Here is a 16,745-nt window from a genome sequence, read left to right as displayed (position 1 = left end):
GAACGGTGGAACGGGGTGTGGCGTGCGGGCGAGGACCCGTCAGGTGGCCACCAGCCCGATCGCGACGACCGTCGACGGCCGCGCGGGAACCGGCCCCGTCGGCTCGATCGACACGGCCCAGCCGCGCGGTCCGGGGCCGTCCGGCGTGGTGGGGCCGTCCGCTGCGGCGAGCGGGCGTGTCACCCCGTCGTCCGGGTCCACCACCGCCACCGCCCGCGGCGCGTTGCCGGGCAGGCCGGTCGCCCAGACCACGTAGTCGCGCGCGTTCCCCGTGGCCGGGAGGTCGAGCGCGACCAGACGGACCGGCGCGCCCGGGTCGCCCGGGTCGACGAGCACCGCGGACGGCGTGCCGGTCTCCGAGCGCAGGATCGTGCTGCGGGCGCCGGGATCGCGGGAGCGGGCGTCGTCGACCACGCGGTCGGCCTGGTCGGCGAGCGCGGTCACCGGGTTGTCCGAGGGCGTCGACTGCGTGGGCAGGACCCCCTGCGCGACGATCAGCCCGATCCCCAGGACGACCGCGGCGACCAGCCCGCCGACGGCGGTCAGGAAGCGACGCCGGCGGGGCGGCGGGGCCTCGACCGGGGCGGGCGCCGGGGGTGCCGAGGGTGCCGAGGGGGCCGCCACCGGCCGCGCGCGGCGTCCCGGCTCCGCGCGGGCCGCGTCGAGGATGCGGGCCCGCAGGTCGGTGGGCGGCTCGACCGGCGGCACCGCGCGGCCGAGCGCGGCCACGACGTCCATGGCCTCGTCGTGGGCCCGCCGGCAGATCGCGCAGTGCGGCAGGTGGGCCTCGAGCGCGCGGTCCTCGTCGGGCTCGAGGGCGGAGAAGGCGTGTCCGACGGCGTCGTCACGCAGGTCGCAACCGCTCACGCGAAGTCCCCGAGGGCGTCGGCGGCCGAGGAGCCCAGCACCGGACCGAGCAGCACCCGCAGGCGCGCGACACCGGCGAACATGCGGGACTTGACGGTGCCGATGGGCACGCCGGTGAGGCTCGCGACCTCGCGCTGCGAGTAGCCGCCGTAGTAGGCGAGCCCGAGGGCCGTGCGCTGCTCGGTCGGCAGCCGGTGCAGCGCCGCGCGCACCTGCTCGCCGATCACCGAGCCGAGCGCCTGGCGCGCCGCCGACGGGCCGGCGGCCGGCACGCCCTCGTCGGGCTCGCCGGTGGTCGGGTGGTGGCGGCGCCGGGTGGCCTCGCGGCGCACGGCGTCGACGGCCTTGTGGTGCACGAGGGTCATGAGCCAGCTCGCGACCGTGCCGCGCCCGGGGTCGAAGCGGCCCGGGTCACGCCACAGCGCGAGGAAGACCTCCTGGACGACGTCCTCCGCGAGGCCCTCGTCGCCGCAGATCCGGCGCGCGAGCGAGTACGCGGGACGCCCGTAGCGCTGGTACAGCTCGTCGAGCGCCGCCTTCTCGCGCCCGCCGAGCCGCCGGACCAGCGCGGCGTCGGCCGCCGCCGCACCGCCGTCGGCCCGCGCACCGCTCTCCGGCGTGGTGATCGCCTCCGGCCGCATCTCCGCACGGACGGGCGCCACGGGCACCGTCACGGGTAGGGCCACCTCGACCACCACGGCCACCTCCTCGTCGACTTCCTGGGCACCGTTCGCCCAGGGGTCGCCGACGGTTCGGCCGTTCGGAGTGTCCGTGGCCGGGATGGTCCGGCGTCACACGGTCCCGGACCCCGGGGAGGTCGTCGCCAGCTCGGCGCGGAGATCGTCCCGTGCCTGCTCCAGGGCCCACAGCCGCCGGCCCCGCGCCGGGACGCGCTCGTCGGCGAGCAGGAACGCGATCTCGCCCTCCACCGCCGCGGGGCGATCGCGCACGGCGGCCCGGGCCACCACCCGTTCCGCCTCCCGCGCGACCTCCCGGGCCGCGGCGCCGATCCCCAGCGCCCGTCGGGCCTGCTCGCACCACCGTCGAAGTCCCATGGCTCGGCACTAAACCGGTTCAAACGGGTAGGGCGCAAGAGGAGTGGCGATGTCGATCGAGCTGTGGTTGAACCGGTTCACTTCCCGTCGTCTCCCGGTCCGGCGACGAGGTCGGGGAGAATCGCGCCGTGGAGACCGACGGGCGCCGGGGCGGGCGGGTCACGCTCGCGACCGTCGCCGACGCGCTCGGCGTCTCCCGGGCGACGGTCTCCAACGCCTACAACCACCCGGAGCGGCTGAGCGCCGCCCTGCGCGACCGGGTGCTCGGCACCGCCCGCGAGCTCGGGTACGCCGGGCCCCACCCGCTGGCCGCGACCCTCTCGCGGGGCCGGGTCAACGCGCTGGGCCTCGTCTACGACGACCCCATGTCCTTCGCGTTCTCCGACCCGGCCGCGGTCTTGTTCCTCCAGGGCGTCAGCGAGGTCTGCGAGCACGAGGACCTCGCGCTCGTGCTCATCAGCGGCGGGCCGGCGGGAGCGGTCGCGCGCGTGGCCCTCGTCGACGCCGTCATCTGCTACTGCGACGTGCCGATCGAGGGCGCGCTCGCCGCGATCGTCGACCGGGGACTGCCCTTCGTCGTCGTGGACGGCCCCCGCCTCCCGAACGCCGGGCACGTCGGCATCGACGACCGCCGCGGCGCCGCGTCGGCCGCCCGCCACCTGCTCGACCTCGGCCACACCCGGCTCGGCGTCGTCGCGATGCCGCTGGTCGAGGACGGGTGGGAGGGCACCGCCGGGCGGGAGCGCCAGGACCGGGCCCGCTACCGCGCCTCCCGCGAGCGGCTCATCGGCTACCGCGAGGCGGTCGAGGGCGCGGGGATCGACTGGTCCGCGGTGGCGGTCGAGGAGCGCGTCCCCTACGGCCGCGACGCGGGCCGGCGCGCGGCGGCGGCCCTGCTCGCCCGCGAGCCACGCCCCACCGCCCTGCTCGCGATGAGCGACGAGCTCGCCCTGGGCGCGCTGGCGGCGGCCGCCGACGCCGGGCTCGCGGTGCCCGGGGACCTCTCGGTCGTCGGGTTCGACGACGTCCCGGCCGCCGCCGACGCGCACCCCGCCCTGACCACCGTCCGCCAGCCCCACCGCGAGAAGGGGCGCCGCGCCGCGGAGCTGCTCCTGCGGCCGGCCGCGACGGCCGACGAGCACCGGCTGCCGGTCGAGCTCGTCGTGCGCGCCTCCACCGGACCCCCGCCCTCGCGGTGAGCGACCCCTCCGAACGGGCAGCCCGCGGACCGTCCGCGCAGACACCGTGGAGGCCGTCACGCGCGGATAGGCTGCGATGAAGCACGTCACGCGCGGAAGGGTTCTCATGGCTGGTCAGTGGTTCGAGTCCGTCGCCGAAGCTCAGCGGCGCGCCCGCAAGAACCTCCCGAAGTCGGTGTACGGCGCCTTGGTGGCCGGCAGCGAGGCCGGGGCGACGCTCGAGGACAACATCAACGCCTTCCGCGAGCTGCAGTTCCTGCCGCACGTGTGCGACCTGCCGTTCGAGAAGGACCTGTCCACCACGGTGATGGGCCAGGAGATCTCGCTGCCGGTGATCATCTCGCCGACCGGCGTGCAGGCCGTCAACCCGGAGGGTGAGGTCGCCGTCGCCCGCGCGGCCAAGAACGCCGGCACCGCGATGGGCCTGTCCTCGTTCGCCAGCCGCGCGATCGAGGACGTCGTCGAGGCCAACCCGACGACGTTCTTCCAGATGTACTGGGTGGGCGACCGCGAGACCCTCGCCGCCCGCGCGGAGCGCGCGAAGAAGGCCGGCGCCAAGGGTCTGATCGTCACCCTGGACTGGTCGTTCTCCCACGGCCGCGACTGGGGCAGCCCGGCCATCCCGGAGAAGATGGACTGGAAGACGATCCTCAAGTACATCCCCGAGGGCGCCACCCGTCCGAAGTGGGGGCTCCAGTTCCTGCGCTCGGGCAAGATCCCCGACCTGACGGTGCCGAACATCCCCACCGGCGGCGAGGACGCCCCGACGTTCTTCGGCGCCTACGGGCAGTGGATGTTCACCCCGCCCCCCACCTGGGCCGACGTCGCCTGGCTGCGGGAGCAGTGGGGCAGCGAGCTGCCGTTCTGTGTCAAGGGCATCACCCGCATCGACGACGCCAAGCGCGCCGTCGACGCCGGCGCCACCGCGATCCAGGTGTCCAACCACGGCGGCAACAACCTCGACTCCACCCCGGCGCCGATCCGCGTGCTGCCCGGGATCGTCGACGCCGTCGGCCGCGACGTCGAGGTCATCCTCGACGGTGGCATCCGCCGCGGCAGCGACGTCGTCAAGGCCCTCGCGCTCGGCGCCCGCGCCGTCGCCATCGGGCGCGCCTACCTGTGGGGCCTCGCCGCCGCGGGGCAGCCGGGCGTCGAGAACGTGCTGGAGATCCTGCGCGGCGGCATCGGCTCGGGGCTCATGGGCCTGGGCAAGAAGTCGGTGCACGACCTCGTCCCCGAGGACCTGATCATCCCGCCGAACTTCACCCGCCAGGCCGTCCACTAGGACCACGGACGACGAAGGCCCCCTCCCGGAATCCGGGAGGGGGCCTTCGTGGTCTTTCGGGAGTCCGGGGGCGGACCCCCGGTGCGCGGTAGCGGTGGGATTCGAACCCACGGTGGGCAGAACCCACACGCGCTTTCGAGGCGCGCTCCTTTGGCCGCTCGGACACGCTACCGCCGACAAGGCTACGGGACGCCCTCCCGACGATCACGACCGGGCCAGAAGTCGAGCATCAGCGCAGCGCACTCGGCCTCCCGCACGCCGGCGACCACCTCGGGGCGGTGGTTGAGCCGTCGGTCGCGCACGACGTCCCACAGGGAGCCGACGGCCCCGGTGCGCGGCTCCCAGGCCCCGAAGACGATCGTGTCCACCCGGGCGAGGACGGCCGCGCCGGCGCACATGGTGCAGGGCTCGAGGGTGACGACGAGGGTGCAGCCGCCCAGGCGCCATCCGTCGCCGTGGTGCCGCGCGGCCTCGCGCAGCGCCAGGATCTCGGCGTGCGCGGTGGGGTCGCCGGCGGCCTCGCGGGCGTTGGCGGCGGTGGCGAGCAGGCGGCCGTCGGCGTCGACCACCACCGCGCCCACGGGCACGTCGTCACCGGAGGTCCGGGCGACCTCGAGCGCCCGGCCCATCCAGCCCTCGTGATCAGGGCGCAGCGGTCTCCACGACCTTCGCCAGCTCGTCGGCGAACCCGCAGCGGCGGGCGATCGCGGTGAGCTGCTCGTCCGGGTAGAGATCGATCTCCTCGACCAGGACCGCGAGCTCGTCCTCGGGCACACCGAGGTCGGCGAGCATGCCGAGATCGCCCTCGGGCCACGGGTCGTCGTCGGCCTCGTCCTCGTCGGGCACCTCGAGGCGCAGCAGGTCGAGCACGTCGGCGGCGACGTCGTAGTCGAGCGCGGCGACCGCGTCGGAGAGCAGCAGCGCCACCCCGCCGGGCGTCGGGCGCACCAGGACGAAGAACTCGTCGTCGACGTCGAGCAGCCCGAGCACCGCCCCGGTGGAGCGCAGGCTCCGCAAGGCGCTGATGGCGGCGTCGAGGTCGGCCAGGCTGTCGCGCTCCATGGCGACCGCGCGCCAGCGTCCTTCCTCGCGCGTGACGGCCACCGCCCACCCGTCGAGGGGAGCGACGGTGCCCGTGCCGCCGCGTGTCGCGGTGGAGCCTCCAGGGCCCTGGCCTGCCATGGCTCTACGGTAGGGGCGGGTGTGTCCACGTGGAAGTCCGGCGAGGTCACGGGCGCCGGACGGTCGTCGGTGCACTGCCCGCGGGCGTCCGGGGGACCGCGCACGGGTGAACGGACGGCATCGCGCGACGCCGCGACCTCACGCAGGGGGTGCCAGGATCGGACGGGTGAGTGCTCCGGAGCGACGAGCGGGTGGTCGTCGCGCGGCCCACCGGGCGCCCGAACGGGCACTGCTGGCCGAGGCCCGGGCCCTGCAGCCGCGCACGCTCGCGCTGCGCCGCGTCCTGCACCGCAACCCCGAGACCGGGCTGACGCTGCCGGTGACGCAGGCGGCGGTCCTGTCCGCGCTGCGCGAGCTCCCGCTCGAGATCGACACCGGCCGTGACTGCAGCTCCGTCACCGCCGTGCTGCGGGGTGCGCACCCGGGGCCGACGGTGCTGGTGCGCGCCGACATGGACGCGCTGCCGATGGACGAGGAGTCCGGGGTCCCGTTCGCCTCCGAGGTCGACGGCGCGATGCACGCGTGCGGGCACGACCTGCACACCGCGATGCTCGCGTCGGCCGCCCGCCTGCTCACGGGCCGGCGCGAGCGCCTCGCCGGCACCGCGGTGTTCATGTTCCAGCCCGGCGAGGAGAGCGCGCACGGCGCCCGCACCATGATCGACGAGGGCCTGCTGTCCGCCGACGGCCCGGGCGGCGTGCCCGGGTCGGCGATGGCCCTGCACGTCACCTCGCGCCTGGCCGCCGGCACGCTGCAGACGCGCCCCGACTCGATCATGGCGTCGTCGGACGACCTGCACGTGCGGGTGACCGGCCGCGGCGGCCACGCCTCGGCCCCGCACGACGCGCTCGACCCCGTTCCCGCGGCGGCCGCGATGGTGGGCGCGCTGCACACGATGGTCACGCGGCGGATCAGCGCGTTCGACCCCGCCGTGCTCACCATCTCGCACATCAGCGCCGGCACGACCACCAACGTCATCCCCGAGACCGCCCTGCTCGAGGGCACGGTGCGCACGCTGTCGGAGGAGACCCGCGGGCGCGTGCTCGACGAGATCGGGCAGGTGTGCGCGGGCGTCGCGGCGGCCTACGGCTGCTCGTGCGACGTGCACATCGAGGCCGGCTACCCGGTCACGGTCAACGACCCCGACGTCGCCGACCGCGTCGCCGACGTCGGCCGCTCGGTGCTCGGATCGCGGTTCGTCGAGCCGATGCCCGACCCGATCATGGGCTCGGAGGACTTCTCCTACGTCCTCGGACGCGTCCCCGGCGCGCTCGCCTTCCTCGGCGCCTGCCCGCCCGACGTCGACCCCGCCGAGGCGCCGCCCAACCACTCGAACCGCGTGGTGTTCGACGAGGACGCGATGGTCGCCGGGGTCGCCCTGTACTCGGGGTACGTCATGGACGCCCTGCGTCCGCGCTGATCAGGGGTCGCGCCCCCGTTCGGGCGCATCGTCCTCACTCTCCCGGGTCGTCCTACCCTCGCCGACGTGGAATCCGCAGGTGCCACCCTCGCCGCCGCCCAGCAGCGCCCGGTGTGCGTCATCGGGCTCGGCCTCATCGGCGGGTCGCTGCTGCGCGCCGCCACCGACGCCGGGCGTCACGCCTGGGGCGCGTCCGCCTCGACGACGACCGCCGAGAAGGCCGCGGCCGACGGCTACGACATCGCCGCCTCGGTCGACGAGGCGCTCGCCCGGGCCGCCGAGCAGGACGCCCTCGTCGTGCTGGCCGTGCCGCTGACGGCCCTCGACGACGTGCTCGCCGCCGTGGCCCGCGAGGCCCCCGGCTGTCGCCTCACCGACGTCACGAGCGTCAAGGTGCCCGTCGCCGAGGCGGTGGCCCGCCGGGCGCCGGCGACCCGCTTCGTCGGCGGCCACCCGATGACCGGCACGGAGTTCTCCGGCTGGGACGCGGGCTCGCTGCAGCTGTTCCACGAGAAGGTGTGGGTGGTCGCCACCGAGGACGACGCCGACCTCGAGGTGTGGGTCGACGTCGCCGCGCTCGCGCTGGCGTGCGGCGCGGTCGTCGTCCCGGCCGCCGCCGACGAGCACGACCTCGCCGTCGCCCGCATCTCCCACCTGCCGCACCTGTTCGCCGCGGTGCTCGCCGCGGTCGGCGCCGACGGGGGCGAGCTCGCCCTCGCCCTGGCCGCCGGCTCGTTCACCGACGGCACCCGGGTCGCGGCCACCCGCCCCGAGCTCACCGCCGCGATGACCGAGGGCAACCGCTCGGCCCTCCTGTCGTCGCTGGACGACGCGCTCGGCCGGCTCGGCGCCGCGCGCGGGTCGCTGGCCTCCACCGGCGGGCTGCTGGCGACGCTCTCCGCGGGCCACGACGCGCGCGCCGCCCTCGACGGGGCGCGCACCGCCCGCCGCGAGGTGCGGATCGACCTGGACGGCACCCCCGGCGAGTTCCTCGAGGGCATGCGCGAGCTCGGCCGCACGGGCGGGCGCGTGATCGGCTGGACCTCGGAGGCCCTCGACGCCGCCGAGGAGGCGGGCGGGGCGCTCGACTGACCCGGGTGCGAGCGATGCGGCCTTGCTGGCGTGTAGCGCCAGGATCGCCACAGGCTCGCCGGCGGGACACGCCGGTGCGCTCCCGCGCGGTGCGCCGGAACCGGGCGGCGAGGTCGGCGTCGAGCGCGCGGTGCCGGAAGCGGGCGCCGGCGGTCGGCCGGTCTTCTTGAACCGTCCTCCCGGACCCCGGGCCGACGAAGAGAACCGGACCTCGCGATCCTGCGCCTCGACGTCACCGCGACCCTCACCGTATTGCTGGCCGTGCTGCTGCTGTGCTGCTGGCGGGCTCGTGGCGCCTGAGGGCCCCGACGGTCTTACAGATCTCGCCTCGGGTGTCGGACCCGTGCCGTATCATCGAACACATGTTCGAAGGATTCGTGGACGAGAGTGCTCCGGCCGCCCTGGCCGGGGTGGTCCCGGGTCCCGAGCTGGCCGAGCACCTGATCGCCGCCGAGCTCCTGGCGCCGTGCCCGGATCCGGGCGACCACTCCGCGGCCGGCGAGGACGCCTGGCAGGCGGCGAACAGCGACGGGCTCGACCGGGTCGCCGGGTGGGCGCGCATGACGGCCTGGGCCCAGGCGCAGGAGATGATGACCGTCGAGGGCCTGGTGTCGCGGGCGGTCGAGCGTGCCGAGCGGCGCCCGGCGGGGACAGCGCTCGACGAGCACGTCGGCGGGGTCGGCGCCGAGGTCGAGTCGGTGGTGACCGAGCTGGCCCTGACCTGGCAGGTCGCCCAGCGCACCGCGACCCGGCGCGTCGACGAGGCGGTCAGCCTGGTGAGCGGCCTGCCGTTGATGATCGAGGCCATGCTCGACGGGCGCCTCGGGCTCGCCCACGTCCGTGCGGTCGGCGCGGTCCTGCTCGACCTCGAGCCCGACCTGCGCGAGCGCATCTGCCGCGACCTGCTCGAGGGCACCGCCGCCGGCCGCCAGATCGCCCGCACCCCCGCGCAGCTCGCCGGCACCGCCCGCCGGGCCGCGGTCCGCCTCGACCCCACGAGCGCGCGCCGACGCGAGCGCGCCGCGGCCCGCGAGCGCGGGGTGCACCTGGGCGCCGAGGACCACGGGATGGCCACGGTGACGGCGTACCTGCCCGCCGCCGAGGCCCTGCTGCTCTACCGCACGATCGACGCCCACTCCCGCCGTGTGGCACCGACCGCCGCGGGGGACGACGAGGGCGATCGCTCCCCCGACGCCCGGCGCGCCGACGCCCTGTCCGACCTCGTCGCCCTCGGTGCCGTCGCGGCCGCGGGCGGGCTGCCGGAGGAGCCGGACGACGACGCGGACGAGGCCGGCACGGAGGCGTGCACCTGTCCGCCGCCGTGCGGCCCGCGACCGGGCACAGACCTCGACCCCGACCCGCGACCGGACCCGGAGCCGGAGCCGGAGCCCGAGAGCGAGCCGAGGCAGAACGGTGAGCCCGGCCGTGTCCCTGTCCCCGCACCGCGGAGCTCCGGCGACGGCGGTGTTCCCGGCACCCCCGCGCCACCCCCACGCCGCCGCACCCTGGTCCGGCGGCCTCGCACCGTGCAGGTCCGGGTCGTGGTCTCCGCCGACACGCTCCTCGGGCTCGACGAGCGTCCCGCCGAGCTCGTCGGCTACGGACCGATCACCGCTGCCGCGGCACGGGCCCTGGCCGCCGACGGCGACGCGACCTGGCGCCGCATCCTCACCGACCCCGCCTCCGGCGCCGTCCTCGACGTCGGACACCGCCGGTACCGACCCCCGGCGGCGATGGCCGAACACGTCCTCAACCGCGATCTCACCTGCACCTTCCCGGGCTGTCGCGTGCCCGCGCAGGCCTGCGACCTCGACCACGTGGTGCCGTTCGACCCGCTCGACCCCGACGGGCGCACCGCCGCCGACAACCTCGGCCCCGACTGCCGACATCACCACCGCATCAAGCACCGACCGGGCTGGGCGGTCGCGCGCGGTCCCGACGGCTCGCTGCTGTGGACCACGCCGTCGGGGCGCCGCTACCGCACTGTCCGCCCCGTCCTGACGCCGATCGCCACCGGACCGCCGACGTCCCCACCTCGGGGACCCGACCTCGGGGCGCTGGTCGGGCCCGGACCGGGCGTCGACCCGACGGCCCTCGACGTCCGGCCCGCGACCCGCACCGTGCTGATCCCACGAGGCAGCGATGACTCGCCGATCTGACGGCCGGCGGCGCCGCGCCGCGAGCTCAGAACAGCGTGTCGTGCTGGGGCGTGCGCTCGCGGCGGGCGTGGCGGGGCCGTCGGGAGGGCGGCGGGGTGACCGGGCCGGCCGGGGACACGGGAGCCGTCGGGGGCACGTCGACGCCGTCGGACCCCTCGAACCCCTCAGGCCCCCGGGGTCGCGACGGCCTCGCAGCGAGCGCGGGGTCGACGCGGATCCAGTCGCCGCCGGAGTCGCCCGGGCGGTAGGGCGTCCCGCGGCGCTTGGCGATCACCCCGGACAGGTGCTGGGCGATCACGCCCGCGAGCAGGGCCGGGCCGTCGTCGTAGGCCGGCGAGATCTGGATGCGCGTCGACTGCGAGAGGTCCAGCCGCGAGAGCACGGCCCGCCGCTCCTCGAGGGGCCGCGGGTCGAGCGGCACCCCGTAGAGCCGCACGACGTCGTAGACCATGAACACCGCCGGCCGCTCGCGGGCCATGGCGCGGGCCCGGCCGGCGTCGGAGGTGTGCAGGCGCTCCCCGAGCGCCTCGCCCGAGGGGCTGCCGCCGTCGAGCATCACGGCCTCGCCGTCGAGCAGGCCGTCGGCGACGGCGTCGACGAGGCCGGCGAACTCGGGGAAGCGGGCGGTGACGTCCTCGCCGTCGGCGGTGCGCAGGGTCAGCTCGCCCTGGTCGACGTCGGCGAGCAGGCGGACCCCCGCCCAGTCGACCTCGTAGCTCCAGCCGCCGTCGACCGGGAGGTCGCCGGGGACGGGGAGCATCGGACGCACCCGGCCATCGTGCCTCCGCCCACCGACAATGCCGCGGACCGGGGTCGGCGCGTCCCTGACTGGGACGAATGGGGCCGGTGGGGCATGCTGGTCCCGACGCACGGTGAGCGCCGACCCACCGCGCCGACCGACCTGCCCGCCGAGAGGGGCCCATGATGCGCGCGATCTGGAACGGCGCGGTGTCGTTCGGGCTCGTGAACGTGCCGGTGCGGCTGTACGCCGCGACCACGAACCACGACATCCGTTTCCACCAGGTGCACGAGCGCGACGGCGGCCGCATCCGCCAGAAGCGCACGTGCTCGGTCTGCGGCGAGGAGGTGCAGTACTCCGAGATCGCCAAGGGCTACGAGACCGACGACGGCCAGCTGATCATGCTGGACGACGACGACCTGGCGACGCTGCCCGTCGCGTCCGGGCACGAGATCGACGTGGTGCAGTTCGTGCCGTCCGACCAGATCGACGCCCTGCTGCTCGACAAGAGCTACTACCTCGAGCCGGAGAGCAAGGCGGTCAAGCCCTACGCGCTGCTGCGCGAGGCCCTGCGCGAGACCGACCGCATGGCCGTGGTCAAGGTGGCGCTGCGGCAGCGCGAGACGCTGGCCCTGCTGCGAGTGCGCGACGAGGCGATCGTGCTGCAGACGATGCTGTGGCCCGACGAGGTGCGCGAGCCGGAGTTCGAGACGCTGCGCACCGAGGTCGACCTGCGTCCGCAGGAGATGCAGATGGCGTCGTCGCTGGTGGAGAGCCTCTCGGGCGAGTTCGACTCCGACCAGTTCGAGGACGACTACCGCCAGGCCATGGTCGACCTGATCGAGTACAAGCGCGAGCACGGCGGCGGGCGCCCGACCCCCGAGGCCGCCCCCGCCGACGAGGGCGACGACATGACCGACCTGCTCACCGCCCTGCGGCGCAGCGTCGAGGCGGCCGGCGGGAAGGCCCCGGCCGAGGAGCCGGCGGCCGCGAGCTCCGAGGCGACGGCCGACGCCGACGCCCAGACCGACGAGGCACCCGCCGAGGAGAAGCCGAAGCGCGCCCGCTCGCGCACGAAGAAGACCTCGGAGGCGACCGAGGAGGCCGAGCAGGCCACCGAGGAAGCACCCAAGAAGTCGACGCGGTCGAAGAGCTCGTCCAAGAAGAAGTCCGAGGACGACGACGAGGCCACGACCACCAAGGGGCGGCGCAGCAAGAGCGCGTGACTCAGCCGGCGAGCGCCTCCTGGTCGGGGACGTCATAGCCCTGGTCCTCGATCACGTCGACGAGGGCGCGCACGGTGACGGCGTCGTCGTGGTCCACGCGCACGCTGCGGGCGTCGACGTCGACCTCGACGGCGGACACGCCCTCGAGCGGCCCGACCGCGCCCTCGATCGCCGCCTTGCAGTGCCCGCAGTGGATCTCGGGGACGGACAGGGTGGTGCTGGTCATCGCGCGGCCTCCGTTTCGTCGCGACGGGGCCGGGGGAGCCCCTCGCGTCCGCAGTCACCGTCCCGCAGAGGGAGCGGCTGCATACCCCCCGAGGGTACCCATGACGTGAGGGAGCGCTGCACGAGATGGCCGACACCGGCACGCCGCTGCAGGGGAAGACGATCATGTTCCTCTGCGCGAAGGAGGGCACCGAGCAGGTCGAGCTCACCGAGCCGTGGCAGGCGGTCGAGCAGGCCGGGGGCACCCCGGTCCTGGTCTCCGAGACGCCCGGCTCCATCCAGGCCTTCAACCACCTCGACAAGGGCGACCGCTTCGACGTCGACGCGGTCATCACCCAGGTCAAGATCGAGAACTACGACGCCCTCGTGCTCCCGGGCGGGGTCGCGAACCCCGACCTGCTGCGCACCATCCCGGACGTCGTCCAGGTGGTCGGGCAGTTCTTCGCGAACCGCAAGCCGGTCGCCGCGATCTGCCACGCGCCGTGGACGCTCATCGAGGCCGACGTCGTCCGCGGGCGCCGCATGACCTCGTTCCCGAGCCTCGCGACCGACCTGCGCAACGCCGGCGCGGAGTGGGTCGACGAGGAGGTCGTCGTCGACCAGGGGCTCGTCACCAGCCGCAACCCCGACGACCTGCCGGCCTTCTGCCGCACGCTCGTCGAGGAGTTCGCGAACGCGCCGACCCCGGCCCACGCGCTGTCGGCCGACCAGGCCTGAGCCCGCCGCGGACGCCGACCGGCCCCTGACCGACCCACTGCGCCGGTCGGCGTCATCGCGCGGGCCCCACGGGAGCAGCGCCATACTCCCGCCCCATGCGCAGACGCACCGCCCGCACCGCGGCCGCCCTCGGCCTGATCGCGGGCCTGGCCCTCGCCGCGTGCAGCAACGAGCCCCCGGCCGCCGCGCCGGCCCCGGCCGCTCCGGCCGCTCCCCCCACGACCACCACCGGCTTCCTCCCGCCCGGTGTCCCCACCGAGGGCACCCGCCCGCCCACGGACCAGCTGCCCCTGGCCGCGGAGCCGCAGGGCGCCCCCGAGCCGTCCGCGACCCCGCCGGGGCGCCAGGTCCAGGTCGGGTCCGCCCCCGAGGGCGTGGTGGTCGACCCGGTGACGCGGACGGTGGCCGTCACCAAGCGCAACCCCAACGAGCTCGTCCTCCTCGACGCCGACACCGGCGCGATCCGCACCCGCACGCCGCTGCCGGGCTTCGTGCGCCACCTGCAGCTCGCGGGCCCCGGCGGCCCCGTGCTGGCGCCCGTCGAGAGCGCCAACGCCGTCGTGCGCGTCGCGCTGCCCGGCGGGCAGGCCGACCCGCCGCTGGTGGTCGGGACGGTGCCGCACGACGTCACCCAGGCCCCGAACGGCACGGTCATCGCCGCCGACGAGCTCGGCGGGACGGTCTCGGCGGTGCGCGGCGACCGGGTCGTCAAGGTCTTCACCGACGCGGTGCAGCCCGCGGGCGTGGCCCCGGTCGGCGACACCGTCGGCATGATCGACGTCCGCAAGAACACGCTCACCACCTACGACGTCGCCGGCCTGCGCATCGTCGGCGAGGTCCCGGCGGGCGCCGGCCCGACCCACCTCGTCGCCGACCGCCACGGCCGCATGATCGCGACCGACACCCGCGGCGACGCCGTGATCGTCTTCGAGCCGACGAGCGGGCCGGACGGCGGGCCCCGCGAGGTCGCCCGCATCGCCCAGCCCGGCGGCCCGTACGGCATCACCTACGACCCCGTGCGCGACCGCGTCTGGGTCGCGTCCTCGGGCACCAACGAGGTCGTCGGCTACGACATGACCGCGTCACAGCCGCGCGAGGTCGCGCGGGTCGCCACCGTGCAGAACCCGTACACCCTCGGCGTCGACCCGCAGACGGGCCGGCTCTACGTCGCCGGCGTCTCCACCGGAGCCGTGCAGTTCGTCGACCCGTAGCGCGGATCAGCCGCCGGTGAGCAGGCTCGGCGGGATCTCCTCGTCCTCGCGGATCGCGTCGAAGTACTGCGCGGACTTCTGTCGGTTCCACACGACGCCACCCGACACGCTCGAGGACAGGTCGACCGGCACCGTCGACGTCACCCCGCTGCCGCCCGAGAGCGAGCGCATCGCGAAGCCGAGGCTCGCGAGGTTCCAGACGTGGGTGCTGTCGTCGACCGTCAGCGTGGCGATCGCGGAGTTCGCGAACGGCACGACGCGGAACGGGTTGAGCAGCACCGTCGGGCTGGACGCCTCCGAGATCAGCGCCGAGAGGAACTTGCGCTGGTTCTGGATGCGCTGGAGGTCGGCGTTGGGGAACGCGCGGGTCCGGACGAAGCCCAGCGCGCTCGGGCCGTCCAGGTCCTGGCAGCCGGCCGGCAGGTCGATGCCCGCCTTGGGGTCGTCGATCGCCTCGTCGAGACACATGTTGACCCCGCCGATGGCGTCGACCATGCCGGCGAAGCCCTCGAAGCCGATCTCCGCGTAGTGGTCGATCTCGATGTCGGCGTTCTGCTCGATGGTCTGCACGAGCAGCTTCGGCCCGCCGATCCCGTACGCGGAGTTCAGGCGGCCGCGGCCGTGACCCGGGATGGCCAGGATCGAGTCGCGCGGCAGGCTCGTCAGCGACGTCTGGCCGCCGAAGCCGCCGACGTGCACGAGCATCATCGTGTCGGTGCGGCTGCCGTCGACCTCACCGGTGGACAACTGCTGGGCGGCGGTGTCGTCCAGGCCGGCGCGGCTGTCCGAACCGATGATCAGCCAGTTGGTGCCGGAGCTCGCCGAGCCCTCGTACTCGGGCAGCGCGTCGATCCGCGTCATCTGCGTGTCGAGGTAGATCCCGAAGCTGACGAGCAGCAGGAGCAGCACCGCGAGGACGGCGCCGATGCGCTTCGGCCAGCTCCAGCGGGCGAACGGGCCGCCCCGACCACCACGGCCACCACCGCCGCCCCCGGTGCGCGACCACGCCGGACGCTCGGGCAGGCGCTCGCGCCACGACGGGCGCTCCTGCTCGCGCGCCGCGCGGGCGACGTCGGGGTCGAAGCCGACCTGCGGGTCGCGGTTCCAGTCGGGCCCGCCGACGCGGGTGGGCTGCTGGCGCGGGCCGCCGCGCGGCGGGCCGCCCGGGGCGCCGGCGCCACCGCCGGCACCGACGCTGCCGCCACCGCCACCACGCCCGCGCCCACCACCCCGGGAGCCGCGCCCCGGCATCTGGAACCCGCCGGGCCGCGGGGGCTGCCCCTGCGGAGGTCCGGGAGGCGGGGAGCCGGGACGGCCGGGCGGGGGTCCGCCAGGACCCGCAGGGGGTCGTCCCCGGCCGGGGGGTCCGCCGGGTCGGTTCATCCGTGTCACCTCGCGCCTCGCGTCGACGGGGCGTCGGGGGACGCCCGGCCGGCTCTCGGATACCGACCGCGGGCCGTCGTGATCGATGAGGATACGCAGGCCACGGGCCCGCCGAGCGCCCCCCGCTCGTGCGGGCGCCACCGGCCGCCGTCCGCGGGGCCGCGAGGGAGCGTCACACGTCCGGAGCAGCGCCTCCCGGACGCGCGGCCGTCAGGCCGGGCGCGCGGTGCGGTCGATGACCGCGAGGATCAGCTCGGTGACGGTCGGGGTGAGCTCGGCGAGCCGGTCGCCGCGCCCGTCCTCGACGGCGTCGAGGACCAGCTCGTTGATGCCGCCCACGAGCGCGACGGCCGTCGGGTGCGGCAGCCCGCGCACGCCGGCGAGCTCGGGGACGGCGGCGGGGCCCTCCTCGCCGGAGGCCCAGCGGGCGGCGCCGAGGGCGATGAGGACGGAGAGCTGCTCGGCGAAGCGGTTGAGCACCTCGCGCCGCACCCGCCGGCCCTGCGGCCCGAGGGCGCTGATCTCGGTGAGCAGCGTGCGGGTCAGCCCCGGCTGCTCGGCCAGCGCCGCCAGGTAGGCCGACGTGCCCGCCGTCACCTCGTCGGCGAGCGAGGGCGGCTCCGCGTCCGGCGCGGCCTCGACGACCGGGGCCACGGCCTCCGCGATCCGGGCGAGCGGCTGCTCGGCGGCGGCGACGTAGGCGGCGAGGAAGCAGTCCTCGCGATCGGAGAAGTGCTGGTAGAAGGTCCGCTTGGACACGCGCGCGGCGGCGACGACGTCGGCCACGGTGACCGCCGCGTAGCCGCGCTCGGCGACTAGCGCGATCATCGCCTGCACGAGGCGGTCGCGGTGCGCGGAGCCGGCGGTACCCGCGGGATCGGCGGCGGCGGGAACGGACACTGGACAACGGTACCACCGCGTACCACACTGGCCCCCACTTCGGTACGCTTGCGTACCAAGCGCCGTGTCCGAGCACGGACGACGA

At 75.6% G+C, this 16,745-nt stretch carries 17 protein-coding genes and 1 tRNA gene; 8 read left to right on the top strand and 10 right to left on the bottom strand.

The genetic code is table 11. The features are described 5' to 3' along the window. Window positions 1–39: 39 nt before the first annotated feature. The 3 genes from ACFPK1_RS14735 to ACFPK1_RS14725 form a co-directional block, all read right to left on the bottom strand. Entirely contained in the window at window positions 40–867 is an 828-nt protein-coding gene (locus ACFPK1_RS14735; protein ID WP_378021685.1) for a hypothetical protein, read from the bottom strand. Next, window positions 864–1,565 (bottom strand): RNA polymerase sigma factor, encoded by a 702-nt coding sequence (locus tag ACFPK1_RS14730; RefSeq protein ID WP_378021684.1) that lies wholly within the window; start codon window positions 1,563–1,565, stop codon window positions 864–866. The genes ACFPK1_RS14735 and ACFPK1_RS14730 overlap by 4 nt, the downstream gene beginning before the upstream one ends. 93 nt (window positions 1,566–1,658) lie before the next feature. Beyond that, window positions 1,659–1,922 (bottom strand): hypothetical protein, encoded by a 264-nt coding sequence (locus tag ACFPK1_RS14725; protein WP_378021683.1) that lies wholly within the window; start codon window positions 1,920–1,922, stop codon window positions 1,659–1,661. A gap of 128 nt (window positions 1,923–2,050) precedes the next feature. Here ACFPK1_RS14725 and ACFPK1_RS14720 point away from each other — a divergent pair, with 128 nt between their 5' ends. Then, window positions 2,051–3,121: a LacI family DNA-binding transcriptional regulator gene (locus ACFPK1_RS14720; protein ID WP_378021682.1), complete on the top strand. Its 1,071-nt coding sequence runs from the start codon at window positions 2,051–2,053 to the stop codon at window positions 3,119–3,121. A gap of 106 nt (window positions 3,122–3,227) precedes the next feature. Continuing rightward, complete coding sequence (gene mftD, locus ACFPK1_RS14715) at window positions 3,228–4,406, top strand: pre-mycofactocin synthase MftD (protein ID WP_378021681.1); 1,179 nt, start codon at window positions 3,228–3,230, stop codon at window positions 4,404–4,406. 86 nt (window positions 4,407–4,492) lie between these two features. On the opposite strand, the gene ACFPK1_RS14710 is transcribed toward mftD, so the two are convergent. The 3 genes from ACFPK1_RS14710 to ACFPK1_RS14700 form a co-directional block, all read right to left on the bottom strand. Continuing rightward, window positions 4,493–4,578: transfer RNA gene (locus ACFPK1_RS14710), tRNA-Ser, on the bottom strand. A 10-nt stretch (window positions 4,579–4,588) separates the two neighbouring features. Further along, complete coding sequence (locus ACFPK1_RS14705) at window positions 4,589–5,059, bottom strand: nucleoside deaminase (RefSeq protein ID WP_378021924.1); 471 nt, start codon at window positions 5,057–5,059, stop codon at window positions 4,589–4,591. Next, complete coding sequence (locus ACFPK1_RS14700; RefSeq protein ID WP_378021680.1) at window positions 5,049–5,588, bottom strand: tRNA adenosine deaminase-associated protein; 540 nt, start codon at window positions 5,586–5,588, stop codon at window positions 5,049–5,051. Before ACFPK1_RS14700 ends, ACFPK1_RS14705 begins: the two co-directional genes overlap by 11 nt. Window positions 5,589–5,754: 166 nt before the next feature. On the opposite strand from ACFPK1_RS14700, the gene ACFPK1_RS14695 reads away from it, so the two are divergent. From ACFPK1_RS14695 to ACFPK1_RS14685, 3 genes are all read left to right on the top strand, one after another. Continuing rightward, window positions 5,755–7,008 carry a M20 metallopeptidase family protein gene (locus ACFPK1_RS14695; protein WP_378021679.1) on the top strand — a complete coding sequence of 418 codons (1,254 nt, stop codon included), beginning with the start codon at window positions 5,755–5,757 and terminating at the stop codon, window positions 7,006–7,008. A 66-nt stretch (window positions 7,009–7,074) separates the two neighbouring features. Further along, a complete protein-coding gene (locus ACFPK1_RS14690; protein WP_378021678.1) occupies window positions 7,075–8,100 on the top strand; it encodes a prephenate dehydrogenase in 1,026 nt (341 codons plus the stop codon). A gap of 362 nt (window positions 8,101–8,462) precedes the next feature. After that, on the top strand, window positions 8,463–10,259 hold the full coding sequence (locus ACFPK1_RS14685; protein WP_378021677.1) for an HNH endonuclease signature motif containing protein: 1,797 nt from the start codon (window positions 8,463–8,465) through the stop codon (window positions 10,257–10,259). Between the two features lie 25 nt (window positions 10,260–10,284). On the opposite strand, the gene ACFPK1_RS14680 is transcribed toward ACFPK1_RS14685, so the two are convergent. Continuing rightward, a complete protein-coding gene (locus tag ACFPK1_RS14680; protein WP_378021923.1) occupies window positions 10,285–11,019 on the bottom strand; it encodes an ATP-dependent DNA ligase in 735 nt (244 codons plus the stop codon). A 164-nt stretch (window positions 11,020–11,183) separates the two neighbouring features. Here ACFPK1_RS14680 and ku point away from each other — a divergent pair, with 164 nt between their 5' ends. Next, window positions 11,184–12,224, top strand: coding sequence for a non-homologous end joining protein Ku (gene ku / locus ACFPK1_RS14675; protein ID WP_378021676.1), 1,041 nt, complete (start codon window positions 11,184–11,186; stop codon window positions 12,222–12,224). 1 nt (window position 12,225) lies between these two features. On the opposite strand, the gene ACFPK1_RS14670 is transcribed toward ku, so the two are convergent. Beyond that, window positions 12,226–12,450, bottom strand: coding sequence for a copper ion binding protein (locus ACFPK1_RS14670; RefSeq protein WP_378021675.1), 225 nt, complete (start codon window positions 12,448–12,450; stop codon window positions 12,226–12,228). A gap of 125 nt (window positions 12,451–12,575) precedes the next feature. Between ACFPK1_RS14670 and ACFPK1_RS14665 the strand changes: the two genes are divergently transcribed. Further along, the gene (locus ACFPK1_RS14665) at window positions 12,576–13,166 is read left to right on the top strand and encodes a type 1 glutamine amidotransferase domain-containing protein (RefSeq protein WP_378021674.1); all 591 of its coding nucleotides are present in this window, start codon (window positions 12,576–12,578) and stop codon (window positions 13,164–13,166) included. Between the two features lie 95 nt (window positions 13,167–13,261). Continuing rightward, window positions 13,262–14,377: a YncE family protein gene (locus ACFPK1_RS14660; RefSeq protein WP_378021673.1), complete on the top strand. Its 1,116-nt coding sequence runs from the start codon at window positions 13,262–13,264 to the stop codon at window positions 14,375–14,377. Between the two features lie 6 nt (window positions 14,378–14,383). On the opposite strand, the gene ACFPK1_RS14655 is transcribed toward ACFPK1_RS14660, so the two are convergent. Together ACFPK1_RS14655 and ACFPK1_RS14650 are read right to left on the bottom strand one after the other, a co-directional pair. Then, window positions 14,384–15,628, bottom strand: a complete 1,245-nt coding sequence (locus ACFPK1_RS14655; RefSeq protein ID WP_378021672.1) for an LCP family protein — start codon at window positions 15,626–15,628, stop codon at window positions 14,384–14,386. A 342-nt stretch (window positions 15,629–15,970) separates the two neighbouring features. After that, window positions 15,971–16,660, bottom strand: coding sequence for a TetR/AcrR family transcriptional regulator (locus tag ACFPK1_RS14650; protein ID WP_378021671.1), 690 nt, complete (start codon window positions 16,658–16,660; stop codon window positions 15,971–15,973). Between the last annotated feature and the right edge of the window lie 85 nt (window positions 16,661–16,745).

Source organism: Actinomycetospora rhizophila (genome assembly GCF_042657905.1).
Lineage (GTDB): Bacteria > Actinomycetota > Actinomycetes > Mycobacteriales > Pseudonocardiaceae > Actinomycetospora > Actinomycetospora rhizophila.
Note: the sequence above shows the minus strand (reverse complement) of the source record. Positions and strands in the feature narration are given on the sequence as shown.